Annotated in this window: 24 protein-coding genes; 17 read left to right on the top strand and 7 right to left on the bottom strand. The window is 71.6% G+C overall.

Translation table 11 applies throughout. The annotated features are described in order from the left end of the window. The 5 genes from KBY19_RS30710 to mmsB all read left to right on the top strand — a co-directional run. Window positions 1-380 (top strand): zinc-binding dehydrogenase (locus KBY19_RS30710; RefSeq protein ID WP_210967154.1); only part of this gene is annotated, 380 nt, incomplete at its 5' end. Between the two features lie 48 nt (window positions 381-428). Continuing rightward, on the top strand, window positions 429-1,403 hold the full coding sequence (locus KBY19_RS30705; RefSeq protein ID WP_185016410.1) for a hypothetical protein: 975 nt from the start codon (window positions 429-431) through the stop codon (window positions 1,401-1,403). A gap of 1 nt (window position 1,404) precedes the next feature. Next, window positions 1,405-2,523: a multiple monosaccharide ABC transporter substrate-binding protein gene (chvE, locus tag KBY19_RS30700; RefSeq protein ID WP_099879077.1), complete on the top strand. Its 1,119-nt coding sequence runs from the start codon at window positions 1,405-1,407 to the stop codon at window positions 2,521-2,523. Window positions 2,524-2,594: 71 nt separating this feature from the next. After that, entirely contained in the window at window positions 2,595-4,130 is a 1,536-nt protein-coding gene (gene mmsA / locus KBY19_RS30695; protein WP_099886347.1) for a multiple monosaccharide ABC transporter ATP-binding protein, read from the top strand. An 8-nt stretch (window positions 4,131-4,138) separates the two neighbouring features. Then, a complete protein-coding gene (gene mmsB, locus KBY19_RS30690; protein WP_180289575.1) occupies window positions 4,139-5,386 on the top strand; it encodes a multiple monosaccharide ABC transporter permease in 1,248 nt (415 codons plus the stop codon). A 180-nt stretch (window positions 5,387-5,566) separates the two neighbouring features. On the opposite strand, the gene KBY19_RS30685 is transcribed toward mmsB, so the two are convergent. Together KBY19_RS30685 and KBY19_RS30680 are read right to left on the bottom strand one after the other, a co-directional pair. Continuing rightward, window positions 5,567-6,427 carry an SMP-30/gluconolactonase/LRE family protein gene (locus tag KBY19_RS30685; protein WP_099879075.1) on the bottom strand — a complete coding sequence of 287 codons (861 nt, stop codon included), beginning with the start codon at window positions 6,425-6,427 and terminating at the stop codon, window positions 5,567-5,569. Continuing rightward, a complete protein-coding gene (locus tag KBY19_RS30680) occupies window positions 6,427-7,197 on the bottom strand; it encodes an IclR family transcriptional regulator (protein WP_099879073.1) in 771 nt (256 codons plus the stop codon). Before KBY19_RS30680 ends, KBY19_RS30685 begins: the two co-directional genes overlap by 1 nt. A gap of 102 nt (window positions 7,198-7,299) precedes the next feature. Between KBY19_RS30680 and KBY19_RS30675 the strand changes: the two genes are divergently transcribed. Next, a complete protein-coding gene (locus tag KBY19_RS30675; RefSeq protein ID WP_099879071.1) occupies window positions 7,300-7,530 on the top strand; it encodes a DUF6480 family protein in 231 nt (76 codons plus the stop codon). Here KBY19_RS30675 and KBY19_RS30670 read toward each other — a convergent pair. Beyond that, window positions 7,514-8,251, bottom strand: a complete 738-nt coding sequence (locus KBY19_RS30670; protein ID WP_099879069.1) for a VOC family protein — start codon at window positions 8,249-8,251, stop codon at window positions 7,514-7,516. The two genes, KBY19_RS30675 and KBY19_RS30670, sit on opposite strands and share 17 nt — an antisense overlap. 329 nt (window positions 8,252-8,580) lie before the next feature. On the opposite strand from KBY19_RS30670, the gene KBY19_RS30665 reads away from it, so the two are divergent. Continuing rightward, window positions 8,581-9,600 carry a SigB/SigF/SigG family RNA polymerase sigma factor gene (locus tag KBY19_RS30665; protein WP_099879067.1) on the top strand — a complete coding sequence of 340 codons (1,020 nt, stop codon included), beginning with the start codon at window positions 8,581-8,583 and terminating at the stop codon, window positions 9,598-9,600. 125 nt (window positions 9,601-9,725) lie between these two features. Continuing rightward, on the top strand, window positions 9,726-10,424 hold the full coding sequence (locus KBY19_RS30660; RefSeq protein ID WP_247691598.1) for an HAD family hydrolase: 699 nt from the start codon (window positions 9,726-9,728) through the stop codon (window positions 10,422-10,424). A gap of 282 nt (window positions 10,425-10,706) precedes the next feature. Here the strand turns inward: KBY19_RS30660 and KBY19_RS30655 are convergent, their stop codons facing one another. After that, window positions 10,707-11,615, bottom strand: a complete 909-nt coding sequence (locus tag KBY19_RS30655; RefSeq protein ID WP_210967153.1) for a serine hydrolase — start codon at window positions 11,613-11,615, stop codon at window positions 10,707-10,709. After that, window positions 11,612-12,520, bottom strand: a complete 909-nt coding sequence (locus KBY19_RS30650) for a LysR family transcriptional regulator (protein WP_210967152.1) — start codon at window positions 12,518-12,520, stop codon at window positions 11,612-11,614. The genes KBY19_RS30655 and KBY19_RS30650 overlap by 4 nt, the downstream gene beginning before the upstream one ends. Window positions 12,521-12,671: 151 nt before the next feature. On the opposite strand from KBY19_RS30650, the gene KBY19_RS30645 reads away from it, so the two are divergent. Then, window positions 12,672-13,742 carry an MBL fold metallo-hydrolase gene (locus tag KBY19_RS30645; RefSeq protein WP_210967151.1) on the top strand — a complete coding sequence of 357 codons (1,071 nt, stop codon included), beginning with the start codon at window positions 12,672-12,674 and terminating at the stop codon, window positions 13,740-13,742. A gap of 181 nt (window positions 13,743-13,923) precedes the next feature. Here KBY19_RS30645 and KBY19_RS30640 read toward each other — a convergent pair whose 3' ends face one another. Beyond that, window positions 13,924-14,649, bottom strand: a complete 726-nt coding sequence (locus tag KBY19_RS30640) for a FadR/GntR family transcriptional regulator (protein WP_099879057.1) — start codon at window positions 14,647-14,649, stop codon at window positions 13,924-13,926. A 222-nt stretch (window positions 14,650-14,871) separates the two neighbouring features. On the opposite strand from KBY19_RS30640, the gene KBY19_RS30635 reads away from it, so the two are divergent. From KBY19_RS30635 to KBY19_RS30600, 8 genes are all read left to right on the top strand, one after another. Then, entirely contained in the window at window positions 14,872-16,911 is a 2,040-nt protein-coding gene (locus KBY19_RS30635) for a beta-galactosidase (protein WP_099879055.1), read from the top strand. Window positions 16,912-17,070: 159 nt separating this feature from the next. Continuing rightward, the gene (locus KBY19_RS30630) at window positions 17,071-18,402 is read left to right on the top strand and encodes an ABC transporter substrate-binding protein (protein WP_099879053.1); all 1,332 of its coding nucleotides are present in this window, start codon (window positions 17,071-17,073) and stop codon (window positions 18,400-18,402) included. Beyond that, window positions 18,399-19,334 carry a carbohydrate ABC transporter permease gene (locus KBY19_RS30625; RefSeq protein WP_099879051.1) on the top strand — a complete coding sequence of 312 codons (936 nt, stop codon included), beginning with the start codon at window positions 18,399-18,401 and terminating at the stop codon, window positions 19,332-19,334. Before KBY19_RS30630 ends, KBY19_RS30625 begins: the two co-directional genes overlap by 4 nt. Beyond that, entirely contained in the window at window positions 19,331-20,191 is an 861-nt protein-coding gene (locus KBY19_RS30620; protein ID WP_099879050.1) for a carbohydrate ABC transporter permease, read from the top strand. Before KBY19_RS30625 ends, KBY19_RS30620 begins: the two co-directional genes overlap by 4 nt. A 3-nt stretch (window positions 20,192-20,194) precedes the next feature. Continuing rightward, on the top strand, window positions 20,195-21,343 hold the full coding sequence (dgoD, locus tag KBY19_RS30615; RefSeq protein ID WP_185016401.1) for a galactonate dehydratase: 1,149 nt from the start codon (window positions 20,195-20,197) through the stop codon (window positions 21,341-21,343). A gap of 132 nt (window positions 21,344-21,475) precedes the next feature. After that, window positions 21,476-22,261 carry a serine/threonine protein kinase gene (locus KBY19_RS30610; RefSeq protein ID WP_099879046.1) on the top strand — a complete coding sequence of 262 codons (786 nt, stop codon included), beginning with the start codon at window positions 21,476-21,478 and terminating at the stop codon, window positions 22,259-22,261. Next, entirely contained in the window at window positions 22,254-23,807 is a 1,554-nt protein-coding gene (locus KBY19_RS30605) for a serine/threonine-protein kinase (RefSeq protein ID WP_185016399.1), read from the top strand. The genes KBY19_RS30610 and KBY19_RS30605 overlap by 8 nt, the downstream gene beginning before the upstream one ends. A gap of 105 nt (window positions 23,808-23,912) precedes the next feature. Continuing rightward, the gene (locus KBY19_RS30600) at window positions 23,913-24,656 is read left to right on the top strand and encodes a uracil-DNA glycosylase (protein WP_185016398.1); all 744 of its coding nucleotides are present in this window, start codon (window positions 23,913-23,915) and stop codon (window positions 24,654-24,656) included. A gap of 21 nt (window positions 24,657-24,677) precedes the next feature. Here the strand turns inward: KBY19_RS30600 and KBY19_RS30595 are convergent. Beyond that, window positions 24,678-24,953, bottom strand: a 276-nt coding sequence (locus tag KBY19_RS30595; protein WP_210967150.1) for an MFS transporter, incomplete at its 5' end; no start/stop codon positions are given.

Raw genomic sequence — 24,953 nt, 5'->3', positions numbered from 1 at the left:
CCACCGCCTACCGCCACCACCGGGAGACCGAAGGGCTCGGCGGCTACGACACCGTCGTCGAGGCGGCGGGCGCGCCCGGAGCCGCCCGGCAGGCCGCCGGACTGCTGCGGCGCGGCGGACGGCTGGTACTGACCGGCATTCCGCCGGCCGGAGCCACCGAGCTCGACCCGGCCGCGCTGGTCTTCGGCCAGTTGCGGGTGGACACCGTCTTCGGGGCCCCGCCCGCCGCCTGGGCGCACGCGGTGCGCACCTTCGCCGCCGGACTCCTGGACCCGCAGCCGCTGGTCACCCACCGGCTGCCGCTGGCCGAGTTCGAGAAGGCCCTCGCGCTCGTCGCGGATGGCGATCCCGCCGTCGGCAAGGTCCTGCTGCACCCCTGAACCCCGCCCCCCCCCCGCGTGGCCTCTGTCCCGTACCGAAGGAGCCCTGTGACCACCAGCACCACCCCCCGCCTCCCCGGCGAACCCGCGCTCAGCGCGCTGGAGCTGGCCGTACCCCGGCCCGAGCCCGCCGACGCCTCCCCGCACACCTTCCCCGACGGCGGCCGCTGGCGCACCGAGGTGCCCTCCTGCGAGGGGCCCGAGGCGCTGGCCGTCGTCCTCAAGGAGTCCGCACGGCTCGATGTACCGCTGCACCGCATCAGCCAGGGCAGCGGCATCTGGATGCTCACCGACGCCGAGATCACCGAGATGGTCGAGGCGTGTGCCGAACGGGACATCGAGCTGTGCCTGTTCACCGGCCCGCGCGGCACCTGGGACACCGGCGCCGCCACCCGCACCGACTCCGGCGGCGGCGGGCTGCGGGCGCGCGGCCACAGCGCGCTCGCCGGCTGTGTGGAGGACGCGGTGCGCGCCACCGAACTGGGCGTGCGCTGCCTGCTCGTCGCCGACGAGGGCGTGCTGTGGACGCTGCACCGGGCGCGCGCCACCGGCATCCTGCCCGCCGACACCACGCTCAAGGTGTCCGCGCTGATCGGCCCGGTCAACCCCGCCTCGTACGCCGTCTACGAGCGGCTCGGCGCCGACTCGCTGAATGTGCCCAGCGATCTGACGCTCGACCACCTCACCGAGATCCGACGGGTCAGCGCGGCCCCCATGGACATGTACATCGAGGCGCCCGACGACCTCGGCGGCTATGTGCGGATGTACGAGCTGGCCGAACTGATCCGGCGCGGCGCCCCGCTCTATCTGAAATTCGGGCTGGCCAAGGCACCCGGCCTCTACCCGTCCGGACGGCATATGCGCGACACCGTGCTGGACACGGCACGGGAGCGGGTGCGCCGCGGGCGGCTCGCGCTGGACCTGCTGGCCCGGCACGGCGCCGAGGGCGGGATGTCCCCGCTCGGCTCCCGACTGCCGGGCACGCTGCACCGCTTCGAGCACACCGAGCCTGGAGGGAACTGACATGCGCACCCGCAGATGCCGTATCGCCGCGTCGGCGGTGCTGGCCGCCGCGCTCACCGCCGCACTGACCTCCTGCGGTCAGGAGGCCCGCGGCGGCAGCCGCTACCAGCCCGACAAGGGCAAGGGCGGCACCATCGGCCTGGCCATGCCCACCAAGTCGTCCGAGCGGTGGATAGCCGACGGCAAGAACATGGCCAAGCAGTTCCGCAAGGCCGGGTACAAGACCGACCTGCAGTACGGGGACGACAAGGTCGAGAACCAGGTCGCCCAGATCGAGAACATGATCACCAAGGGACACCGGCTGCTGGTCGTCGCCGCCATCGACGGCTCGGCCCTCACCAACGTCCTCAAGCGGGCCGCCGACGCCAACATCCCGGTCATCTCCTACGACCGGCTCATCCTCGGCACCAAGAACGTCGACTACTACGCGTCCTTCGACAACGAGCGCGTCGGCGAACTGCAGGGCCAGTACATCCTCGACCGGCTCAAGCTGAAGAAGCCGGACAAGAGCGCGGACAAGCACTACAACATCGAGCTGTTCGCGGGCTCGCCCGACGACAACAACACCAAGTACTTCTGGAACGGCGCCATGAAGAAGCTTCGGCCCTTCATGAAGTCCGGCCAGCTCGTCGTGCGCAGCAAGCAGACGAAGATGAACCAGGCCACCACGCTGCGCTGGGACGGCGGCACGGCGCAAAAGCGCATGGACGACCTGATCAGCAAGAACTACGGCAGCACCGACGTGGACGCGGTGCTCTCGCCCTACGACGGCATCTCCATCGGCATCATCTCGGCGCTCAAGAGCGCCGGCTACGGCAGCAAGCGCCACCCGCTGCCCGTCGTCACCGGGCAGGACGCCGAGCTGGCCTCGGTCAAGTCCATCGTCGCCGGACAGCAGACCCAGACCGTCTTCAAGGACACCCGCAAACTCGCCAAACAGGCCGTGCAGATGGGCGACGCCGTACTGACCGGCAAGAAGGTCGAGGTCAACAACACCACCGACTACGACAACGGCAAGAAGGTCGTCCCCGCCTACCTGCTCAAGCCCGTCTCCGTCGACAAGACGAACACCCAGCTCCTCATCGACGAGGGCTACTTCACCAAGGGGCAGCTCAAGTGAGCCCGGCAGTCGACAGCGCGAGCGGCGCCGCCGGATCCGACGGCGCGGAGCAGGAGCGCCCCGTCCTCGAAATGCGGGGCATCACCAAGACCTTCCCCGGTGTCAAGGCGCTCAGCGACGTCAACCTGACCGTGCGCTCCGGTGAGGTCCACGCCATCTGCGGGGAGAACGGCGCCGGGAAGTCGACGCTGATGAAGGTGCTCAGCGGTGTCCACCCGCACGGCAGCTACGAGGGGGAGATCCTCTTCCAGGGCGAGCCGGTGGCCTTCAAGGACATCCGCGCCAGCGAGCAGCGCGGCATCGTCATCATCCACCAGGAGCTGGCACTGGTGCCGTTCCTGTCCATCGCCGAGAACATCTTCCTCGGCAACGAACAGCGCGGCAGCGCGCGCGGCCTGGTGGACTGGAACGCCACCATGCAGCGGGCGGCCCAGCTGCTGCGCCGGGTGGGTCTGCGGGAGAACCCGCAGACCCCGGTGGCCGACATCGGCGTCGGCAAGCAGCAGCTGGTGGAGATCGCCAAGGCGCTGTCCAAGGAGGTGAAGCTGCTGATCCTGGACGAGCCCACCGCGGCGCTCAACGACGAGGACAGCGCCACCCTCCTGGACCTGATCCTGGAGCTGCGCGAGCAGGGCATCGCCAGCATCGTCATCTCCCACAAGCTGGGCGAGATCCGGCGCATCGCCGACACCGTCACCATCCTGCGCGACGGGCGCACCATCGAGACGCTGACCGTACGGGAGCACCCGGGCGACACCCCCGAGCTGTCCGAGGACCGCATCATCCGCGGCATGGTCGGCCGCGACCTCGACCACCGCTTCCCCGACCGCACTCCCTTCGAGGGCGAGCACAGTACGGCCCTGGAGGTGTCCGGGTGGACGGTTCGGCACCCCGTCGACCAGCAGCGCAAGGTCGTCGACGACGCCTCGCTGACGGTGCGCCGGGGCGAGATCGTGGGCATCGCCGGGCTGATGGGCGCCGGCCGCACCGAACTGGCCATGTCCGTCTTCGGCCGCTCCTACGGGCGCTACGAGTCCGGCACCGTGCGGGTCGCGGGCCGCGAGGTACGTACCAGGACGGTGCCGGCGGCGATCGACGCCGGCATCGCCTATGTCACCGAGGACCGCAAGCAGTACGGGCTCAACCTCCTCGACACCATCAACCGCAACGTCTCGCTGGCCTCGCTGTCGGGGATGGCGCGGTACGGCGTGGTGGACGAGCACCGTGAGAGCTCGGTCGCCGAGCGCTACCGCAAGTCCATGAACATCAAGGCCCCCACGGTCCACGAGCAGACCGGCCGGCTCTCCGGCGGCAACCAGCAGAAGGTCGTGCTCAGCAAGTGGATCCACGCCGACCCCGAGGTGCTGATCCTCGACGAGCCGACCCGGGGCATCGACGTGGGCGCCAAGTACGAGATCTACACCGTCATCGACAAACTCGCCGCGCAGGGGAAGGCCGTGCTGTTCATCTCCTCCGAACTGCCCGAGCTGCTGGGGATGTGCGACCGCATCTACACCATGGCCGAGGGCCGCCTCACCGCCGAGATCGACCGTGCGGACGCCACCCAGGAAGTCCTGATGCGCCACATGACCCGGAACAGAAGCTGAGGCCCGCCATGACCACCACGACCAAGCCCACCTCGCCCACGCCACCCGAGGACGCACCGCCCCCGGTGCAGGCCGCCGTACGGTCGGCGGGAGCCGTGCTGCTGGAGAACATGCGCGGCCATATGCGGCAGTACGGCATGCTCACCGCGCTCGTCTTCATCATCGTGCTGTTCCAGATATGGACGGACGGCACGCTGCTGCTGCCGAACAACGTCTCCAATCTGATCCAGCAGAACGGCTACATCCTCATCCTGGCCATGGGCATGATGATCGTCATCATCGCCGGCCACATCGATCTGTCCGTCGGCTCACTGGTGGCCTTCGTCGGCGCGATGTCAGCGGTGATGATGGTCAAACACGACATGCCCTGGGTGCTGGCGCTGGTGCTCTCGCTGCTGATCGGCGCGGTCGCCGGGGCCTGGCAGGGCTTCTTCATCGCCTATGTCGGCATCCCGTCCTTCATCGTGACGCTGGCCGGGATGCTGCTCTTCCGCGGTCTGACGCAGATCGTGCTGGAGGGCCAGTCGCTGTCCCCCTTCCCGTCCGGCTTCCAGAACCTCGCCAAGGGCTTCATTCCCGAGATGGGCCCCTACACGCAATACCACAACCCCACGCTGGTGATCGGCCTGGTCGCCATCGTCTTCCTGCTGCTGCGCGAACGCCGCGACCGCAAGCGGCAGTTGGCCTACGAGCTGGAGGTGCTGCCCACCGGGCTGTGGATCGCCAAGTGCGTGGCCCTGGTCGCCGCCGTGGTCGCCTTCACCCTGACCCTCGCCAGCTTCCACGGTGTCCCGGTCGTCATGCTGGTGATGTGCGGCCTGCTGATCGGGCTCGGCTATGTGATGCGCAACGCCGTCGTCGGCCGCCACGTCTACGCGCTGGGCGGCAACAAGGCCGCGGCCAAGCTCTCCGGAGTCAAGGACCAGCGCGTCACCTTCCTGGTCTTCGTCAACATGGGCGTCCTGGCGGCGCTGGCCGGCTGTGTCTACGCGGCGCGCCTCAACGCGGGCACCCCGCAGGCGGGCCTCAACTTCGAACTGGAGGCCATCGCCGCCTCCTTCATCGGTGGCGCCTCCATGAGCGGCGGCGTCGGCACCGTGATGGGCGCCGTCATCGGCGGCCTCGTCCTCGGCGTGCTCAACAACGGTATGTCCCTGGTCGGCATCGGTACCGACTACCAGCAGGTCATCAAGGGCCTGGTGCTGCTCGCCGCCGTCGGCTTCGACGTGTGGAACAAGCGCAAGGCCGGTCGGTGACCGGCAGTTGTCCCGCATGAGGGGCAGCCCCCTCCCGGCGGAACCCGGGAGGGGGCTGCCCCTGACTGTGCGTTGCGGTCCGCGGCTGGCCTGTGGCTGATCGCGCCCACGCGGCGGAGCCGCATATCAAACACAGCCCCGCGCCCCTTCGGGGCGCGCGGCCCCCTTCGGGGCGCGGCCTCACCCCGCGAAGGGTGGCTGCGCCAGCCCCGCGCCCGCGTCCGGGAGGACGAGAACGGAGCCGGCCTGTGGGGAGGGCTCGCTCAGCCCGACGCGGGCCGTGGTGATGTAGAGGTCGCCGAGGCCGGCACCCCCGAACGCGCACGCGGTGGGCCGCTGGACGGGCAGCCCGACCACCCGGTCCAGCACCCCCTCCGGGGTGTAGCGCCGCACCGCGGCGCCGTCCCACAGGGCCACCCACACACACCCGTCCGCGTCCACGGTCAGCCCGTCCGGGAATCCGGCGCCCTCCTCGATCGAGACCAGCGGGCGCCGGCCGGCGACGACGGCGCCGCCGTCGCGGACGTCGAAGACATCGATGCGCCGGGTGGGGGTGTCGACGTAGTACATCAGCGTCCCGTCCGGGCTCCAGCCGGTGCCGTTGGAGACGGTGACCTCGTCGAGGGCGGTGGCGGCCGTGCCGTCCGGGGCGAGCCGCACCAGCGAGCCGCCGCCGGGCGTCTCGTCGTAGTACATCGTGCCCGCCCATAGCGCGCCGTCGGGGGCGACGGCCGCGTCGTTGCCGCGGCGGCCGGGCACCGGGTCGCGGAGCAGCCAGGAGAAGCGGCCGTCCGCCTCGTACAGCCCGAGACCGTCGCGCAGATTGACGACCAGCCCGCCGCCCGCGCGCGGCTTGGCCGCGCCCACATGCTGTTCGGTGGCCATCACGGTGCGGTCGCCGGTCGCCGGGTCGAAGGTGTGGATCCGGGCGCCGAGGATGTCCACCCACAGCAGCCGCCCGGCCGCCGCGTCCCAGGTCGGCCCCTCACCCAGCTCGGCAAAGGCACGCAGTGCGGTCTCGACGCTCGTTCCCGTCCCCATCACAGCCCCCTGTGGCCCAGTCTCTCGGACAGTCGTACCGCGCCGCGCCGCGCCAACTCCGCCAGCTCGGCGCGGCGCTCCTCGCTCCACCGGATCAACGGTACGGAGATGGACAGCGCGGCCACCACCCGGCCCGAGCGGTCGCGTACGGGCGCGGCCACACAGCTGACATCGGGGTTGGACTCGCTCTCCTCGACGGCGAACCCGCGCTCGGCGATCCGGGTCAGCTCCTCGCGCAGCGTCGCGGGGTCGGTGATGCTGTTGGACGTCATGGCGCGCAGCTCGGCGTCGTCCGGCAGCCGGGCGGCGAGTTCCTCGCCGGGCAGCGAGGCGAGCAGCATCTTGCCGACCGCCGTGCAGTGCGCGGGCAGCCGCCGGCCGGCGGCCGAGACCATGCGCACCGCCTGGGTGGAGTCCACCTTCGCGACGTAGATGACGTCGGTGTCCTCCAGGATCGCCACATGTACCGTCTCCTCGCAGGTCTCGGCCACCGAGCGGGCCACCTGCTGCCCCTCGGCCGCGAGGTCGAGCTGTTCGGCGTACCGGCTGCCGAGCTGGTACGCGCGCACCCCCAGCCGGTAGTGGCCCGCCTTGCCCGGGACGGGTACCAGGTAGGAGCGGGCGGTCAGGGTGCCGACCAGTTCGTGCACCGTGGTGCGGGGCAGGCGCAGCCTGCGCACGATGTCGGGTGCCGAGAGTGTGCCGTCCCCTTCCAGGAACAGCTCCAGAATGTCGAGCGCCCGGGTCACAGCGGGCACGAGCCGTCCCATGGCCCCTCCTGTTCGAGATATCAACAATCGATCGAAGCTCCGAACAGTCTATCCGGGGCCTTGCCAGGTGTACGAGGGTGCGTCGAGGTCCACCCGGAAGGTATGACGTACGGCAACCCTGACCCTGACCCGAAGCGGACCACCGGCCTGGAGGAGGGCGGCCAGGTTCCGCCCGGCGAGACCCCGCCCGCCGAGGGCGGCCTGTCCGAGACCGGCCCACGCGAGACCCACAACCCGACCAAGGGCTGGAGCACGGTACCGGTCGTACTCATCGGGATCGTCGTCGCCGCCGTCCTGGTCTTCTTCGTGGGCTACCTCATCGGCCTGCTGTAGCCGGTGGACAGCCCTGTGCGGCGACGACGGTGAACAGCGCCCCGTGCGGGTCGGCGAGGGTGGACCGGCGCTCCTGTGCGCCCTCGGGAGCGGAGAGGGCCCTGCCGCCCCGCCGGACGGCGGCGGCCACCGTCTCGTCGGGGTCCGGCGTCCGGAAGGCGATCTCCCACCTCGGGCAGGTCTCCGGATCGGCGTCCCCCGGCCGCGCGTCGCCGCGCAGATCGGCGTACGGCCACCGGGCACCGTCCCGCGGCCAGCCCAGCACGGCGCTGTAGAAGGCCGCCACGGCGTCCGGCTCGCAGGTGTGCAACGACAGCTGGACAGGCGCGTCCTCGGCACCGGCGCTCCACTCCGCGGGGGCCTCGCCCTGCCACAGGCCGAACGCCGCACCGCACGGATCGGCGCCCACGACCGTCCGGCCGCTCCCGGTCTCCAGCGGGCCGACAGCCACCGTGCCGCCGCACTCGGCCATCAGTTCCGAGGCCTTGTCCACGTCCTCCACCAGGAAGAAAACCGTCCAGCGCACGGGCAGCCCGCGTGCCGCCGCGGCCTCGTTCAGCCCGGCCACCGGCCGGCCCGCCACCGTGGCCACGCGGAACTCCGGGGCGAGGGCGCCCTCCTGGAAGGACCAGCCCAGCGCCCCGCCGTAGAACCCCTCGGTGGCCTGCCGGTCGTGGGTCGTCAGGCTGACCCAGCACGGCGCACCCGGTCGAACCGCCATTACGCTCCTCCTCCGCAGCCGCCACACACGTCGCGACACGTCGCGAGCGGCGGCCCGGTGGCCGCCGCGCAGAAGGCCCGGGTGCCCGCCCCGATCATCGACAAACGCCGCCCACCGGGCCGGCGACTACGGTGGGTCCGCCGTGCGCTCACCCACTGCAAACATTCTGACCTGCGAAGATGCCGTGCGGCGTGGTTTGTGTCACGGTGAAATCGGGCCCGCTGAAGACCCGGCGGCGCCACCTTTGGATCCTGTCCGGAAGCGGACTGGGGGATCGCTTCTCGCCTGTCTTACACAGCACCCATGTGAGACGTGGGAGTGAGCAGCCCATGAACACCACGCGGTTCCGCACCACCGAGGACACCGTCACCCCTGCCACCTCGACCGAGGGCACCGACGCCCCGGGCGCGGCGGACGCTCCTGGCGCCGCCGAGGCCCCATGCGCCGCGGAGGCCGCCGATGACGCCGCGGCCGCCGCGGAGGGGACCAGCACCGTGTCCCACGCCCCTCGTCGTACCCACCACGACGCACCCGACACCGCCGCCGACTTCGCAGAGTTGGTGAAGCTGCCCGAAGGCTGCCCCGAGCGGCAGCGGCTCCAGGACTGCGTGGTCACGGCCTGGCTGCCGATGGCGCACCGGCTCGCCCGCAAGTTCCGCAATCGCGGCGAGTCGCTGGAAGACCTCGAACAGGTCGCCGCGCTGGCCCTGGTCAAGTCCGTCGAACGCTACGACCCGGCCAGGGGCAACGCCTTCGAGACCTTCGCCATCCCGACGATCTACGGCGAGCTCAAGCGGCACTTCCGGGACAACATGTGGGAGATCCACGTCCCGCGCCGTGTCCAGGACCTGCGCAACCGGGTCCGTGCGAGCATGCGCGAACTGGAGTTGACCTGTTCCGGACGGTCACCCACCGTGGCCGAGCTGGCGGCCCACAGCGGCCTCACCGAAGAGGACATCCTCACCGGCATGGAAGCGCTCCAGTGCTTCAACTCGCTCTCCTTGGACGCACCCGTCTCCTCCGAGGCAGGCGGCGCGGGGGACGGCAGCGGGGACGGGGCGATCTGCCTGATGGACACCCTCAGCTCGGACGAGACCGGCTACGACCACGTGGTCGACCGCGAAGCGGTCCGGTCCTGTCTGTGCCGACTCCCCGAACGGGAGCAGCGCCTGCTCTACCTGCGCTTCTTCCGAGAGCTGACCCAGTCGCAGATCGCTCGCCGGCTGGGCGTCTCCCAGATGCACGTCTCCCGCCTCCTGGCCGCGGCCTGCCGCCGGGTGCGGGAGGAGATCGAGGAGGAGCGCGACGAGCAGCAGGCCCCCACCCACTCCCCGCGCGCCGCCGCCTGAGCGCGACCCGAACGGGACGCGCGGACCCGTGCGGCGGCGCGGTGTGCCCCGCACACCGGTGACCGGACCGGCGCACGGCGGCGGGACAAACCCTTCGACCTGGCCGGAGGCGAGCAGACATGGCCATGGCGCGCCCGTCACCGTACCGCCCGCGAGCCGTCGCCTTCGATGTGCTGGAGACGCTGATGCGGCTCACCCCGCTGGCATCCCGCTTCGAGGAGATCGGGCAGCCGGCGGCGGCCGCCCACTCCTGGTTCCTGCGCGTGCAACGCGACTGCATGGCCCTCGCGCTCAGCGGGGACACCGCGGACTTCCTCCGCGCCGCCCGCCAGGCGCTCCGGGTGGAGAGCGGCCGGTCCGTCTCCGAGGAGGGCATCACCCACGTACTGGAGGGCATCCCCGCGCTGCCCGCGTACGACGACGCGCTCCCCGCGGTGCGCCGGCTGCGCGAAGCGGGACTGCGGGTCGGCTGCCTGACGGTCGGCGACGCGGCGGTCACCCGTACCTTCCTGGAGCGCAACGGCCTCGCCCCGCACATCGATCATGTCGTCACCGCGGCCGAGGCGGGCGGATGGAAGCCGGCGCCGGTGCTCTACCACGCGGCGGCCGAGCGGCTGGGTACCTCACCCGCCGGCACGGCGGTGGTCGCGGTGCACGCCTGGGACTGCCACGGCGCCGCCCGTGCGGGCTGCGTCACCGGCTGGTGCGCCCGACTGGAGGGCGAGCACAGCGACATGTTCGCGCCACCGCACGTGCGGGGCGAGGACTTGACGGAGGTGGCCGAGAGACTGCTCGCCCTGCCCGCCGCCCCGCCGGGGAGTTGACCGCCGTCTGTCGGGCCACCGGCCACACGACCGCGCTCCGCAGGGGTGTCGTCATGCGCCGGAAGGCCGGGTTCTAGCCTGTGCGCCGGCACTTCGCGCCAGTCCCCGGCCCGTTCACAGATCTGACGGAGAGACGAGAATGACGGCACTGCCGCAGCCCTTCGACGAGTCGTTCCTCGCCATGCCGCACGCGGGCTACAGCAAACTCGCACGCGCTGCGTGAACTGCCGCTGACCATCTGACGGGACAGCAGCGGTGTGCCGGTGTGCCCGCCGCCGGAAGCTATTCCCTCCCGCGCAGATGCTCGACCGCCGTGTGCGCCGCCGCACCGATGACCGCGTCGGCCCGCGGCAGCCGCCGGTCGGCGCGGGCGGCCTGGGTGAAGACGACGGCCGTGTACGCGCGGCCGTCGGCCAGCTCGACGACTCCGGCCTCGTGCCGCATGGCACCGAACGTCCCGGTCTTTCCGTACACCGCCACCTCGTCGTACGGGAAGCCCGCCGCGAGCCGGTGCTGGAAGGGCTGCAACCCCATGCTCCGGCGCACGAAGGCGCAGCTGTCGGGGGAGGCGGCCTCGTCCAGCCAGACGGCTCGCAGCAGACGCGCCATCTCCGCGGGGGTGGTGGCGGTCGCCCACGCGGGATCGTAGACACCGGGCGGTGCCGCCCGGTCGTTGTCGGCGATCCGGGCCAGCGCCGCGTCCACCGACTCCGCGCCGGTCCGGGCCACCAGCCGGGCCAGGGTGCCCGCCGCCCCGTCGTTCAGCCGGGTGCGGACGAGGCCCAGTGCCCGGCAGGTGTCGTCGACCGCGGTGCTGCCCACCTGGCGCAGCACCGCGTCGGCCGCCGCGTTGTCGGAGATGCTCAGCATCATGACGACCAGATCGCGCAGGGACATCGTCACCTCGTCCCGCAGCTGGGAGATACCGGTGGGGCCGGGCAGCCGGTCCTGGGGCGGCAGGGTGACGCGCTGCCGCGGGTCGAGCACGCCCGCGTCCACCTGGCGGCAGTAGGCGACCGTCAGCGGCACCTTGTACACCGAGCCCATCAGCACCGTCTCGTCGGCGTCGACGGTCACCCGCGCCGTCGGCCGGCGCAGTTCGGCCACATGGAGCCAGCCGCGTACCCCTGCGTCGTCGAACAGCGCGCGGAGGGTGCGTTCGATGCCCCCGGTGGAAGCGGTTCCGGTCATCGGGAGCCCTCCCGGGCCGGACGGCCGGCCGACGCCAGCGCGTCGACCAGTACGCCGGCCGCTTCGCCCGGGTGGGCGGCGACCGGGCGCCGCGCGTCCCACACCACGCGCAGCCGCAGCGGCAGCGCCGGGGCGGCGGCCGGTTGCCGTACGACGCCGTCGGCCGCGAGGGTGTCATCGGCCGTGACCAGCGCCGCCTGGCCGGCGGCGACCAGTGCCAGCCCGGCGCGCTCGTCCGAGACCACCACCGTCTCCACTCGCCGCCCCCGCCCCGCGAGGGTGTCCACGAACAGGTCGTACGCCGCCGGGGCTTCGGCCCGGGGCCGGACCGCGTAGGGCAGCGTGCGCGCGGCCCGTACGGCGTTCGCCCGTCCGGCGGGATCGCCGCCCGCCTCCTCCGGGGTCAGCAGCCAGGTCGGCAGCAGCGTCACCGGGCCCGCCTCCAGACCGTGCAGTACGGCCGGGTGCCGGACGACGGCCAGGTCCAGCCGCCCCGCGGACACGTCCGTGAGCAGGGCGGCCGTCGGTGCCGTCACCACCGAGATCCGGCCGCGGACCCCGGTTCTGACGGGCGCCGCGGACAGCGACGCGCCGAGTGCGGGCGGCAACTCGGGCGGCAGGCCGAGCCGGAGGCGCTGCCCGTCCGCCTGTTCCCTGGCGCCGGTCTCCCGCAGTTCGGCCAGCGCGGTGAGCGCCCGGCGGGCGTGCGGAAGCAGCAGCGCGCCCTCCTCGGTGAGGCAGACCCCGCGTCCCCGGTCGAACAGCCGCACCCCCAGCAGCGCTTCCAGCCGCCGCAGCGCCTGCGAGAGGGGCGGCTGGGTGATGCCCACGCGCTGCGCGGCGTCGCCGAAGTGCCCCTCCTCCGCGAGCGCGACGAAGATTTCCAGGTGCCGCTCCGTCAGCATGCGCCCCCCATGGTCTGCGGTGATACGCCGAGCGAATCGGCGCGCGGTCGAGAGCGTATTCGACACGCGACATCCGCCGGGGTTTGACTCCCTTCCCCCGGGCCCGGGCCACGAGCAGCAGTCGACCCGCAGCAGACGAAGGAGTACCGCCATGCCCTCTCGGCAGCCCGATTCCCACGCCGCCCCGCACCGCCCGAGCCGCCGCAGTGTGCTGCGTACCGGTGTGGCGGCCGGAGCCGTCGGTGTGACCGGGGCGTCCACGACCGCCACCTCGACCGCGGCGACCGCCGGCCGCCCGGCGCGGGACGGCGCCGGGCGAGGGCGCAGCGGTGTCCGGCTGCGCTGGCTGGGCATCGCGGGCTGGGAGATGACCTTCGACGGCCACCGGCTGCTGGTCGACCCGTATCTGACCCGTCAGCGCTACACCGGCTCCGACGGCGAGGGCGACATGACCAGGAAGCTGGAGGTCGACCACCGGATCATCGACCGGGTGCTGAGCGAACACCTCACCGCAGCCCCCGAGTTCGTGCTGCTCACCCACGGCCACTGGGACCACCTCGCCGACGTGCCGCACCTCCTGGACCACCCGGCCTGGCGCGACGAGGAGATCAACGTCCTCGGCACCGAGACCCATCTGCACCTGCTCACCGCCATGGGCGTGCCCGGCAAGGGGCGCAAGCACCGCCCGGTGGTGGTCTCCGGCGGCGAGGTGCTGCGCCACCCCCTCCAGCCGTCCGGCAAGCGGACCCGGCCCGACTACACCGTCGAGGTGGTCCGCAGTCTGCACAGTCAGCTCGGCGGCTACGGATTCGACCCCTACGGCACCCTGACCGCACCTCCGTCCCGGCCGCGGACCCTGGGCGATCTGGTGGAGGGCGGGACGCTGGGCTACCAGGTGACGGTGGGAGAGCGGCTGAGCGTCATGTTCCTGAGCGGAACCGCCAACTTCGCGGCCCGCGAGGTCTCCGGCGCCACGCCGGACGTCCTGGTCCTGGGTGCCAGTGGGCACGCGGCCGTGCACGACTACTTCGAGCGCGCCGTCAGCGCGCTCGGCCGCCCCCGCGTGATCGTCCCCAGCCACCACGACGACATGGTCACGGCACTGGACGATCCGGCGGTGCACGAGACGGTGAACCGCCGCGTGGTCGACCGTCTCCAGCAGGTGGTCGGGGCCGGCGGCCACGTCGTCGACCCGCGCCACCTGGAGCCGTTCGAACTCTGACCCGCAGCTTTCGCGTACTCGGCATGCCGAGCTCAGCAGGACGCGCCCCGAACGGGCGCGGGGCACTGCTCCCCTGGGGCACCTCCCGGCCGGAGGCTGGGGGGCTTCGGCCGGGAGGTGCCCCCAGCAACCACGACACAGCCGCAGTCCGCAAACGACGAACAGGGTCACGCCCTACCCGTCAGGCTTCCCTCTCCCGTAGCAGCGCTACATCCTTGGCGGCCTGCGCCAGCAGGGCCCGCATGGCTGCCTCCGCGGCCTGGGCGTCCCGTGCCCGTACGGCGTCCAGCACCGCGCGGTGGCTGGGCACCGGATCGAGGGGATGGTGGCCGGGGGCGTGCACCAGGCGGTCGCGGGCCGCGCGCACGGTGGAGATCACCATTTCCATCCGCTCCAGCAGTTCGTTGTGCGAGGCGGCCAGCAGCGCCCGGTGGAAGGCCAGGTCCGCCTCGACGGCCTCGGGCGCGCCGTCGGCCGCCTCGCACATGGCCTCCAGCGCCCGCTCCAGCGCCGCCAGATCGGCGTCGGTGCGGCGCTCGGCCGCCAGCCGCACGGCGGCCGGTTCCACGATGCCGCGCACCTCGTCCAGGTCGCGCAGCAGCGGTGGTCCCGTGTGCGACGCGGCGGCGGTGGCGGACTGGAACTGCCAGCGCAGCACGTCCGCGTCCAGGAGGTTCCAGTCGGTGCGCGGGCGTATGAAGGTGCCGCGCTTCTGCCGGGCGTCGACCATGCCCTTGGCCGCCAGCACCTTCAGCGACTCACGCAAAGCGGTGAGGCTGACGCCCAGCTCGCTCCGGAGCGCCCCGAGGTCGAGGGTGGCGCCCTCACGGAGAGCGCCGCTGAGCACCCGGTGGGCGAGGGCTTCCACGGTCTGCCCGTGGACGCCCCGCGGCGCGTACCCCGGCATCGGGCACCTCCTGTTGTTTCCCCTCGTCCGCCCGGTGTTTCTCCGGCGTTCGGGCCGATGTCACCCCGGCGACGACTCTACGACGCCCCTGTGACAGTCCACGATCCCGACCGGATTCCCGTCAAGGAACTATTCATAAATAACGAGTTCTTGTACGGTGCGGCGTCATCACGGTCTCCCGCTCTGCCCGGCACCCGACTCGTCGCAGGGGGCGCAGCACTCATGACGGCAGCCGACAACCGCTCAGCAACCCGCTCCGGTATCCGCACCTTCGAACCCACCCGCCTGCACTTCGGCGGCGACTACAACCCCGAGCACTGGCCCGAGGAGGTGTGGGCCGAGGACATCCGGCTGATGAAGGAGGCCGGAGTCACCATGGTCACGGCCGGGATCTTCTCCTGGGGCCTGGTCGAACAGCGGCCCGGTACCTACGACTTCGGATGGTTCGACCGCGTCATGGACAACCTCGGCGACGCCGGCGTCAAGGTCTGCCTCGCCACCATGACCGCCTCACCGCCGCCCTGGCTGAGCCGGCAGCATCCGGAGATCCTGCCGGAGACCGCCGAGGGGGTCCGCGAGTGGCCCGGCTCCCGGCAGCACTACTGCCCCTCCAGCCCGGTCTACCGATCCCACGCCGTCCGCCTCGTCGAACAGCTCGCCACCCGCTACGCCGACCACCCGGCCCTGGCCCTGTGGCACATCGGCAACGAGTACGGCTGCAGCAACCCGGTCTGCTACTGCGACGTGTCGGCAGCCGACTTCCGCCGCTGGCTGCGCGAGCGCTACACCACCGTCGAGGCCCTCAACGAGGCCTGGTCGACCACCTTCTGGTCGCAGCACTACGGCGACTTCGAGGAGGTCCTGCCGCCGCGCACCACGCCGACCCACGCCAACCCCACCCAGCAGCTGGACTACGCACGCTTCAGCGACGACGCGCTGCTGCAGTGCTATCTGGCCGAGCGCGAGGTGCTGCGCCGTATCACCCCCGACGTGCCGGTGACCACCAACCACATGCCGCACCACAAGCCGGTCGACCCCTTCCGCTGGGCCGCGTACGAAGACGTCACGGCTTTGGACTACTACCAGGAGCCGTATGACAGCCAGACCCACATCGACGCCGCAGCCGCCTTCGACGTGACGCGCTGCGCCGGGGGAGGACGGCCGTGGCTGCTGATGGAGCAGGCACCCTCCGCCGTCAACTGGCGGGCCCGCAACAGCCCCAAGCCGCCCGGCGCCATGCGGCTGTGGAGCTGGCAGGCCGTCGCCCAGGGCGCGGACGCGGTGCTCTACTTCCAGTGGCGGCAGTCCCGGGGCGGCGCCGAGAAGTTCCACTCCGCGATGGTGCCGCACGCCGGGACCGACACCCGCACCTTCCGCGAGGTCGCCGCACTGGGCCAGGAGCTGGCCGGCGTGCCGCAGCTCGCGGGCACCCGCTGCCGGGCCGAGGTGGCGTTGCTGGCCGACTGGAACAGCTGGTGGGCGCTGGAGCAGGGTTCGCACCCGTCGTCGGCGCTCAGCCATCGTGAGACGCTGCTGCGCCACTACCAGCCGCTGTTCGACGCCGGGGTGTCCTGCGACATCCTGCCGCCCGACCGCGACCTGGGCGGCTACCGGCTGGTCGTGGTCCCCAACCTGTATCTGATGAGCGAGGAGACCGCGGAGCGGCTGACGGCCTACGTACGCGGCGGCGGCCATCTGCTCGTGTCGTACTTCACCGGCATCGCCGACGAGTGCGACCGCGTCCACCTGGGCGGCTACCCGGCACCGCTGCGCGAGGTGCTGGGGCTGCGGGTGGAGGAGTTCTGGCCGCTGGACGCGGACTCCCAGGTGCTGCTGCGGGGTGAGCTGAGCGGCCGGGCCGACCTGTGGTCGGAGGCCATCGATCTGGAGGGGGCGCGTGCCGTGGCCACCTTCAAGGACGGCGAGTTGGCCGGGCGGCCCGCGCTGACCCGGCACGCCTTCGGCGCCGGTACGGCCTGGTACGCGGGCACCCGCCCGGAGCCCGCGCTCATGCGCACCCTGATGGACCGGGTGCGGGAGGAGGCCGGTGCCGCGCCTGTGCTGGAGGGGCTGCCGCCCGGGGTGCAGGCCACCGTCCGCGAGGGCGCGACCGACCGCTTCATCCTCCTGCTCAACCATGCCGGCGCGGCCGCGACGGTGACGCTCCCGCACTCCGCGCGGAATCTCCTCGCCTCCGATGTGGAGCCGACGACGACCCTCACCCTGCCACCCCGAGGCGTCGCAGTGCTGGGCACCCCATAAGGGGCGCGGGGAACTGCGCGACCAGCCACAGCGCACCTGTAGTCGGGCGGCATCCGTCGTGCAACGGCGGGTTGCCGCCGACCTGGCACCGCCGAACACCGCTCACGTGCTTCTCGCCGTTGCGGCGGGAAGGGTTGGTCCCTCTGACAAGGAGGTCGGATGCCCACCCGAAGAAAACTGCTGGCGGCAACAGCTGCCGCGGCCGCAAGCCCCGCGCTGGCGGCCTGCGGCGAGCAGGCGGGGGCGGCCCGCATGACCAAGCAGGCGCGCCGCGTCCCCGGCCGGCGGGTGAACCTCGTCTTCTGGACCTGGGTCCCGCTGCAGAAGGCCGTCGCACTGTGGAACAAGCACAACCCCGACATCCACGTCACCGTGCAGACCGTCCCCGCCAACACCTCCGGCGGCTACCAGAAGATGCACGCCGCCCTCAAGGCCGGCGACCCGCCCGACCTGGCGCAGATCGAGTACTACGCGCTGCCCGAGTTCATGCTGGTACGCGGTCTGACCGAGCTGAGCGCCTACGGCGCCGACCGGCTCAAGGACACCTACGTCGACTGGCAGTGGCAGCAGGGGGTCTTCGCGGGCCGCACCTACGCCATCCCCCAGGGGTCGGGACCCATGGGGTTCTTCTACCGCGCCGACCTGTACGACAGGTGGGACATCCAGGTGCCCCGCACCTGGGACGCGTTCCGGCAGGCGGCCAAGAAGATCAGGAAGCGGAGCGGCGGCAACTCCTACATCACCGCGTTTCCGCCCGTCAACGCCCAGTGGTTCGCCTCCTTTCCCTGGCAGCGCGGCGCACACTGGGTGCGCACCGAGGGCAACACCTGGGTCGTGGACCTGACCAGCGAGGAGACACGGCAGGTGGCCGACTTCTGGGACGGAATGATCCGCGACAGGCTCGTCGCGCCCATCCAGGACTCGCAGAGCTCCTTCTTCAAGGGCCTGCAGACCGGCCAGATAGCCAGCTGGCTCGGCGCCCAGTGGCAGGACGCCCTCATCCGCGGCAACGCGCCCGGCACCAAGGGCAAGTGGCGGGTGGCGGAGATGCCCCAGTGGGAGCGGGGCGAGCACGCCTCGGCGAACTGGGGCGGCTCGTCGACCGCGATCCTCCAGGGCACCCGGCACCCGAGGGAGGCGCTGAAGTTCGCCCACTGGCTCAACACCGATCCCGCCAGCATCGAACTGCTGGTGGAGGCGGGGTACGGCTGGCCCTCGGTCGAGCTGGAGCTGGAGAAGTCCCCGCTGGGCAAGCCGGACCCGTTCTTCGGCGGCCAGGTCTACAACGAGGTCTTCCAGGTCTCCGACCGGAACGTGGACACCAGCTGGCGCTTCTCACCCACCACCACCCAGTCCTACGCGCACATCCAGGACAACATCGGCCGCGTCGTGGCCGGGCACGGCACCCTCCAGGACGCGCTCGCGGATGCCCAGACCAAGTTCGTCGACGATCTCAAGGCCAAGGGCCTGGACGCGAGGAGCGCCCGATGACGACGTCCAGTACCAGGCGGAAACCTGCCGCACGACGCCGCAGCGCGCGCCCCGACCGCAAGGCGTGGACGTTCCTCGGCCCGTTCCTCGCCGTGTATCTCTTCGCGATGATCCTGCCGATCTGCTACGCGATCTACCAGAGCCTGCTGAAGGTGGAGCGCTCAGGCCCGCTGGGACTCGGCGAGCCGAAGGTCACCTTCGCCGGGCTGGAGAACTACACGCTCGCCCTGGAACAGACCGCGTTCCTGGAGGGCTTCGGCCGGGTGCTGCTGTTCGGCGCCGTCCAGGTGCCGGTGATGCTGCTGCTGGCCCTGGTGCTCGCCCTGCTGCTCGACCAGGTGAAGGACCGCTGGGCCGGGCTGCTGCGGGCCACCTACTTCCTGCCGTACGGCATTCCCGGCGTGATCGCCACCCTGCTGTGGGGCTTCCTGTACGTGCCGGGGATCAGCCCGATCAACGATCTGCTGGCAGAGCTGGGCTTCCAGCCGGACTTCCTCGGCTACGACAGCGTGCTGTGGTCCATCGCGAACATCGTCGTGTGGGAGTTCACGGGTTACAACATGCTGATCATCGTCGCCCAGCTCAAGTCGATCCCGCAGGAGCTCTACGAGGCGGCCAGGATCGACGGCGCGGGGCCGTGGCAGGTCGCCCTGCGCATCAAACTTCCGCTGGTGCGCCCCGCGCTCATCCTCACCTGCGTCTTCTCCATCATCGGCACCATGCAGCTGTTCGCGGAGCCGCTGGTCCTCAAGAAGCTGGCGCCTGCCGTCACCAACGACTACACGCCGAACCTCAGCGCCTACTTCGACGCGTTCGCCCACGCCAACGTCTATCTGGCCGCGGCCAAGTCGGTGCTGCTGGCCGTCGCCGCGATGGTGCTGTCCTTCGGCTTCCTGTCACTGGTCGGCCGCAGGCGGAAGGAAGACCGATGACAGCTGCCCGTGTGCGAACAAGACTGCGTCCCGGCAAAATCCTGCTCGTCGCGTTCCTCGCGCTGGCCGCCGGGTACTTCCTGCTGCCCGTCTACTGGCTCACCGTCGCCGCCACCAAGTCGAACGAGAGCCTCTACGGCAGCTTCGGGCTGTGGTTCGACAACCCGCGGCTGTGGCACAACCTGAGCCAGGTCTTCACCTACAACGACCACATCTATCCGCGCTGGGCGCTCAACTCCCTGCTGTACGCGGGAGCCGGCGCGGTTCTGGCCACGCTGCTGTCGGCCGCGGCGGGCTTCGCCCTGGCCAAGTACCGCTTCCGGGGCCGCGAGGCCGTCTTCAAGTGCGTGCTCGCCGGGGTGCTGCTGCCGTCCACGGCGCTGGCGCTGCCGCTGTATCTGATGTTCAACAAGATCGGGCTGACCAACACCTACTGGGGCGTCCTCATCCCCAGCATGGTCAGCCCCTTCGGTGTCTACCTGTGCCGTATCTACGCCGAGGCCGCCGTGCCCGACAATCTGCTGGAGGCGGCACGGGTGGACGGAGCGAGCGAGGAGCGGATCTTCGGCACAGTGGTGCTGCGGCTGATGACCCCGGCGCTGGTGACGGTCTTCCTCTTCCAGTTCGTACACATCTGGAACAACTATTTCCTGCCCCTGGTCATGCTCTCCGACGACCGCAAGTATCCGATCACCCTGGGGCTGGTCACCTGGGAGCGCGCCGCCGACCGGACCGCCGAACTGACCCAGTACACCGTCGGAGGCGCGTTCGTCTCCGTGATCCCGCTGGCCGTCGCCATGCTGGTACTCCAGCGCTACTGGCGGACGGGACTGACCGAGGGAAGCGTGAAGGAGTAGCAATTGCGGATCACCAGGGTCGAGACCTTCGCCGTACCGCCGCGCTGGCTGTTCTGCCGGATCGAGACCGACAGCGGACTCGTCGGCTGGGGAGAGCCCGTGGTCGAGGGCCGCGCTCGGACCGTACGCACCGCCGTGGCCGAACTCGCCGAGCAGTTCCTGCTCGGCGCCGACCCGCTGCGGATCGAGGACCACTGGCAGTTGATGACCAAGGGCTCCTTCTACCGCGGCGGACCCGTCCTCTCCTCCGCCGTCGCCGGTCTCGACCAGGCCCTGTGGGACATCGCGGGCAAGGCGTACGGCGCACCCGTGCACCAGTTGCTCGGCGGTCCGGTGCGCGAGAAGGCCCGCGCCTACTGCTGGGTCGGCGGCGATGAGCCCGCCGATGTGCGCGAACAGGTGGCGGCGCAGGTCGCCGCCGGGTTCACCGCCGTCAAGATGAACGCCTCCGGGCGCACGGACCGGCTGCCCACCATCGCGGCGCTGGACGCGCTGGCGGCCCGCGCCGAGGCGGCCCGCGAGGCACTCGGGCCGGACGGCGACTTCGCCGTCGACTTCCACGGCCGCTTCTCGGTCGCCGGCGCGATCCGGGCACTGACCGTCCTGGAGCCGTACGGGCCGATGTTCGCCGAGGAGCCGGTGCTGCCCGAGTACACCCATCTGCTCGGCCGGGTGACCGCCGCGACACCGGTGCCGATCGCCACCGGCGAGCGCCTCTTCTCCCGCACCGAGGTGCTGCCGGCGCTCCAGGCCGGTATCGCCGTCGTCCAGCCCGACCTCTCGCACGCGGGCGGCCTCTCCGAGGTGCGGCGCATCGCCTCGCTCGCCGAGACCTGGGACGTGGCGGTCGCCCCCCACTGCCCGCTGGGCCCGCTCGCCCTGGCCGCCAGCCTGCAGCTGGCCTTCTGCACCCCCAACTTCCTGATTCAGGAACAGTCGATCGGCATCCACTACAACACCGGCGCCGAACTGCTCGACTACGTGGTGGACCGCGAGGTCTTCCGCTTCCACGACGGGCAGCTCCTGCGCCCCACCGGCCCCGGGCTGGGCGTGACCGTCGACGAGCGGGCTGTACGCGAGGCCGACAGCAAGGCCGAGAGCTGGCACAACCCGGTGTGGCGTCACCCGGACGGATCGTTCGCCGAGTGGTGATCACCCTGGGGAGTGGTGCTTCCACGGGCGCGGGCTGAAAATCTCCCACAATGGCAGGTGAGCGTGCAGCGTGGCCCCTGACAGATGTCAGGGGCGATATAGGATGCCCGCGGCCGAAGGGGGAGGCTGATCATGGACACGGTCATCGTTCAACTGCCGGACCAACAGCACAGCAGTGCCGACGACTCCGCCGAACGGCCGCGTCTGCTGCACCTGGGGCCGGGCCAGACGGCGGACTTCGGCCGCGGCGGGCCGGACGATCCGGTGCAGGTCGCCCTGTCCGATCCGGGCGTCTCCCGGTACGCGGGGCAGATCACGGCGGCCGAGGACTACTGGCGGCTGTCCAACTACAGCGGGCACGTCACCTACGTCGTGGAGAACATGGAGGGCGCCGGCGAGCACGTCAAGGTCCCGCCCGGCAGGCTGGGCGCGCCGGTACCGTTCGAGTTCTCCCGCGTCGTGCTGCCCTCCCGCGACGGCGAGGTGCACTTCAAGGTGTTCGCGCCGGAGCACATGTACCTGGACGCCGGCCTCGGTGTCCGCTCCGGGGAGCCGACCCAGAGCCCGTTCGCGCTCGACCAGACCTCCAAGTACTTCCTGGTGCTGCTCGCCCTGTGCGAGCCGCGGCTGCGCGACCCCTCCAGCGGCGCCATCCCGGGCGTCAGTGAGGTACTGGAACGGCTGCGCCCGCTGGAGGGCTGCCAGGAGTTGACCCGCTCCGCCGTCAACTACCACATCGAGTATCTGGCCACGGTCAAACTGCGGCTGCGCAACGACGACGAGCGCGCCGCCGGCCCCCACCACAAGCGCGCCGAACTCGTCGCCCTCGCCCTCCGCTTCGATCTGGTGCGCGAGGAACACCTGGCGCTGCTGCGTCCGGCGCGGGCCGACGGCAAGGAGAGCGCGGCGCATGGCTGACGGCGCGTGCGACCGCCTCGACCTGCCTGCCGGCTACCGGGTGGGGGACTGGGAGCTGGCCGGCCCGATCGGCGCGGGCGGCTGGGGCGTCGTCTACGCGGCACGCGGCGTGGCCGACGGGACCCGGGCCGCGGTGAAGTTCCTGCCGACCCAGCTGCTGCCGCCTGGACAGCGTGAGTCCATGGCCCAGCTGGTGCGGCGCGAGGTCCGCTTCAGCCTGGAGACCCGTCATCCGAACGTGGTGCGTACCCACGAGGTGCTCACCGTCCACGACGCCGACCGCCCCGACCTGGACTGCGCCACCGCGCTCGTCATGGACCGCGCCGACCACAGCCTCCAGGAACTGCTGGCCACCCGCCCCGAGGGTCCGGCACCGCTCGAGGACGCCGCCCGCATCCTCGCCGGCGTCAGCGCCGGTCTCGCCCACATCCACACCCGCGGCTGGGTGCACGGCGACCTCAAGCCCGGCAACGTCCTGCTGACGGGCGACGGCGAGGTGTGGCTGGGCGACTTCGGGCTCACCGTCGAACTGGAGGGCACCCACGCCTACGTACCGCCCCTCGGCTCCCTCGACCACGTACCGCCCGAGTGGTGGTCCGACCGGGAGGGCGGGCACAGCGTGGTGCGCCCCACCGCGGACATCTGGGCGTTCGGGATCCTCGCCCACCAGGTGCTCACCGGCGGACTGCACCCCTTCCCCGGCAGCACCCCGCGGGCCCGCGCGCTGGGCGCCCAGGCGTACGCCCGCGGCAACGCCGAACTGCGGCTGGACAACGGCCTCCCCGCGCGCTGGCGGGAACTGATCGCCGACTGCCTCAAGCCCGACCACGCCTCCCGCGCGGCGCTCGACGCCGAGCAGCTCGCCGCCCGGGTGAGGGAGCTGCGGGGCCCCGGCGCAGCCGGCCGCGGGCGTACGGGCCGCAGATGGAGGCGGCCTGCGACCGGGGACTGGGGGAGGCGCCTGACGATCGCCGCAGCCGCCGTCACCGTCCCGCTGGTGGCCGCCGGCTCGCTCGTGCTGCTGGGGGACGACGACGAACGGCCGCCCTCCGCAAGCGGCGGCCCCGGCGCGGCGCCGTCCGTCGACGGCGCGATCCGCGCGGACTCCGATGTGCCCCGCAAGCTGCGCCCCGTCATCACCAAGGCGGCGCTCCAGTGCGCCGAGGAAGAGGTCACCCCCGCCTTCCTCGCCGCCATGCTGAAGGCGGAGAGCGGTTTCGACGCGAACGCCAGACGGCCCGAGACCGACGAGTACGGCATCGCCATGTGGACACCGTCGGTCTTCAAGGGCTGGGCCAGGGACGGTGATCACGACGGCGACAAGAGCTATATGTCGCCGCCCGACGCCATCTCGGCGATGTCCCACTTCGTGTGCTGGCTCGACCAGCAGTACAAGAAGGAGGGCATGCGCGAGGAGCTGCCCGCGCTGATGGCCGCCGGTTACCGCACCAGCTCCCGTACGGTGATCGACACCGGCGGCGTCCCTGCGCGGGTGCGCTCGCACGTGGACCGCGTCGAGCGCTATCTGCGCGAGTACACCCGCTGAGCCCCCGCCCGTGGTGGACCATCCTGGGAAGGGCAGGCCCTGTGGGCACCTGGCGGATGACGGGGTGACGACCGGCGCGCGGTGGAGCGGAAAGGTGCGGCAATCATGAGCTATCCCGGCCGGCAGGCGCCGGCGGCGCCCGACCTGCACAGCCTGGACACGGCGTTGACCGCGTGCCGTGCCTGCCCGCGGCTGGTGGCGTGGCGGCAGGAGGCGGCCCACGTCAAACGCCCCGCGTTCCGCGACTGGGAGTACTGGGCCCGGCCCGTGCCCGGGTACGGACCCGTGGACGCGCGGATGCTGCTGGTCGGCCTCGCCCCGGCCGCGCACGGCGGAAACCGCACGGGGCGGATGTTCACCGGCGACCGTTCCGGCGACGCCCTGGTCGCTGCCCTCCACGACGTCGGTCTGGCCTCGCAGCCCACCTCCACCCACCGCGACGACGGACTGGAGCTGTACGGTGTGCGCTTCACCTCGCCGGTGCACTGCGCGCCGCCCGCCCACAAACCCACCCCGGCCGAGCGGGAGACCTGCCGCCCCTGGCTGGTGCGGGAGCTGGAACTGCTGCGCCCCACGGTGCGTACGGTCGTCGCACTCGGCGCCTTCGGCTGGCAGGCCGTGCTGCCGGTGCTGGCCGCCGGCGGCCGGCAGCTGCCCCGCCCCCGCCCGGCGTTCGCGCACGGCGCCCGGGTGGAACTCCCGCCCGCCGGGCCGGACGGCGCGCCGTTGGCCCTCTACGGCTGCTACCACGTCACGCCGCGCAACACCTTCACCGGCAGGTTGAGCCCCGCCATGCTGCGGGACCTGCTGCGAACTGCAGCCCGGGAGGCGGGGCTCCCCGCACGGTGATCGGCGTGGCCGCCGCTCGGGCTACTGCGCGCCGCGCTCCGGGCGCCGGTAGGTGTCGCCCGTCATGTCCTCCAGCGCGCGCTGCTTGGTCTCCGGCAGCTTCGCGCGGACGAAGAAGAACGACAGCAGCGCGAAAGTGGCGAACGCGCCGTACAGCCAGGTCAGCCCCACCTTGCGGGTCATCGGCTCGAAGGAGAAGGTGACCAGGAAGTTGAACAGCCAGTTGGACGTGGTCCCGATGGCCAGGGCCATCGCCCGCATCCCGTTGGGGAACAGCGCCGCGAGCAACTCCCACAT

This window comes from Streptomyces sp. B15, assembly GCF_018070605.1.
GTDB lineage: Bacteria > Actinomycetota > Actinomycetes > Streptomycetales > Streptomycetaceae > Streptomyces > Streptomyces smyrnaeus.
The sequence above is the reverse complement of the archived record's forward strand: the minus strand, read 5'-3'. Positions and strand labels throughout refer to the sequence as shown.

Bases quoted from the DNA above. Each gene is read 5' to 3' on its own strand.
- chvE (WP_099879077.1), top strand. From the start codon at position 1,405: ATGCGCACCCGCAGATGCCGTATCGCCGCGTCGGCGGTGCTGGCCGCC.
- KBY19_RS30635 (WP_099879055.1), top strand. From the start codon at position 14,872: ATGACGGCAGCCGACAACCGCTCAGCAACCCGCTCCGGTATCCGCACC.
- KBY19_RS30645 (WP_210967151.1), top strand. From the start codon at position 12,672: ATGCCCTCTCGGCAGCCCGATTCCCACGCCGCCCCGCACCGCCCGAGC.
- KBY19_RS30600 (WP_185016398.1), top strand. From the start codon at position 23,913: ATGAGCTATCCCGGCCGGCAGGCGCCGGCGGCGCCCGACCTGCACAGC.
- KBY19_RS30630 (WP_099879053.1), top strand. From the start codon at position 17,071: ATGCCCACCCGAAGAAAACTGCTGGCGGCAACAGCTGCCGCGGCCGCA.
- KBY19_RS30625 (WP_099879051.1), top strand. From the start codon at position 18,399: ATGACGACGTCCAGTACCAGGCGGAAACCTGCCGCACGACGCCGCAGC.
- KBY19_RS30655 (WP_210967153.1), bottom strand. From the start codon at position 11,615: ATGACCGGAACCGCTTCCACCGGGGGCATCGAACGCACCCTCCGCGCG.
- KBY19_RS30680 (WP_099879073.1), bottom strand. From the start codon at position 7,197: ATGGGACGGCTCGTGCCCGCTGTGACCCGGGCGCTCGACATTCTGGAG.
- KBY19_RS30685 (WP_099879075.1), bottom strand. From the start codon at position 6,427: ATGGGGACGGGAACGAGCGTCGAGACCGCACTGCGTGCCTTTGCCGAG.
- mmsB (WP_180289575.1), top strand. From the start codon at position 4,139: ATGACCACCACGACCAAGCCCACCTCGCCCACGCCACCCGAGGACGCA.
- KBY19_RS30650 (WP_210967152.1), bottom strand. From the start codon at position 12,520: ATGCTGACGGAGCGGCACCTGGAAATCTTCGTCGCGCTCGCGGAGGAG.
- KBY19_RS30610 (WP_099879046.1), top strand. From the start codon at position 21,476: ATGGACACGGTCATCGTTCAACTGCCGGACCAACAGCACAGCAGTGCC.
- KBY19_RS30670 (WP_099879069.1), bottom strand. From the start codon at position 8,251: ATGGCGGTTCGACCGGGTGCGCCGTGCTGGGTCAGCCTGACGACCCAC.
- KBY19_RS30640 (WP_099879057.1), bottom strand. From the start codon at position 14,649: ATGCCGGGGTACGCGCCGCGGGGCGTCCACGGGCAGACCGTGGAAGCC.
- KBY19_RS30675 (WP_099879071.1), top strand. From the start codon at position 7,300: ATGACGTACGGCAACCCTGACCCTGACCCGAAGCGGACCACCGGCCTG.
- KBY19_RS30605 (WP_185016399.1), top strand. From the start codon at position 22,254: ATGGCTGACGGCGCGTGCGACCGCCTCGACCTGCCTGCCGGCTACCGG.
- KBY19_RS30620 (WP_099879050.1), top strand. From the start codon at position 19,331: ATGACAGCTGCCCGTGTGCGAACAAGACTGCGTCCCGGCAAAATCCTG.
- KBY19_RS30665 (WP_099879067.1), top strand. From the start codon at position 8,581: ATGAACACCACGCGGTTCCGCACCACCGAGGACACCGTCACCCCTGCC.
- KBY19_RS30660 (WP_247691598.1), top strand. From the start codon at position 9,726: ATGGCGCGCCCGTCACCGTACCGCCCGCGAGCCGTCGCCTTCGATGTG.
- mmsA (WP_099886347.1), top strand. From the start codon at position 2,595: ATGCGGGGCATCACCAAGACCTTCCCCGGTGTCAAGGCGCTCAGCGAC.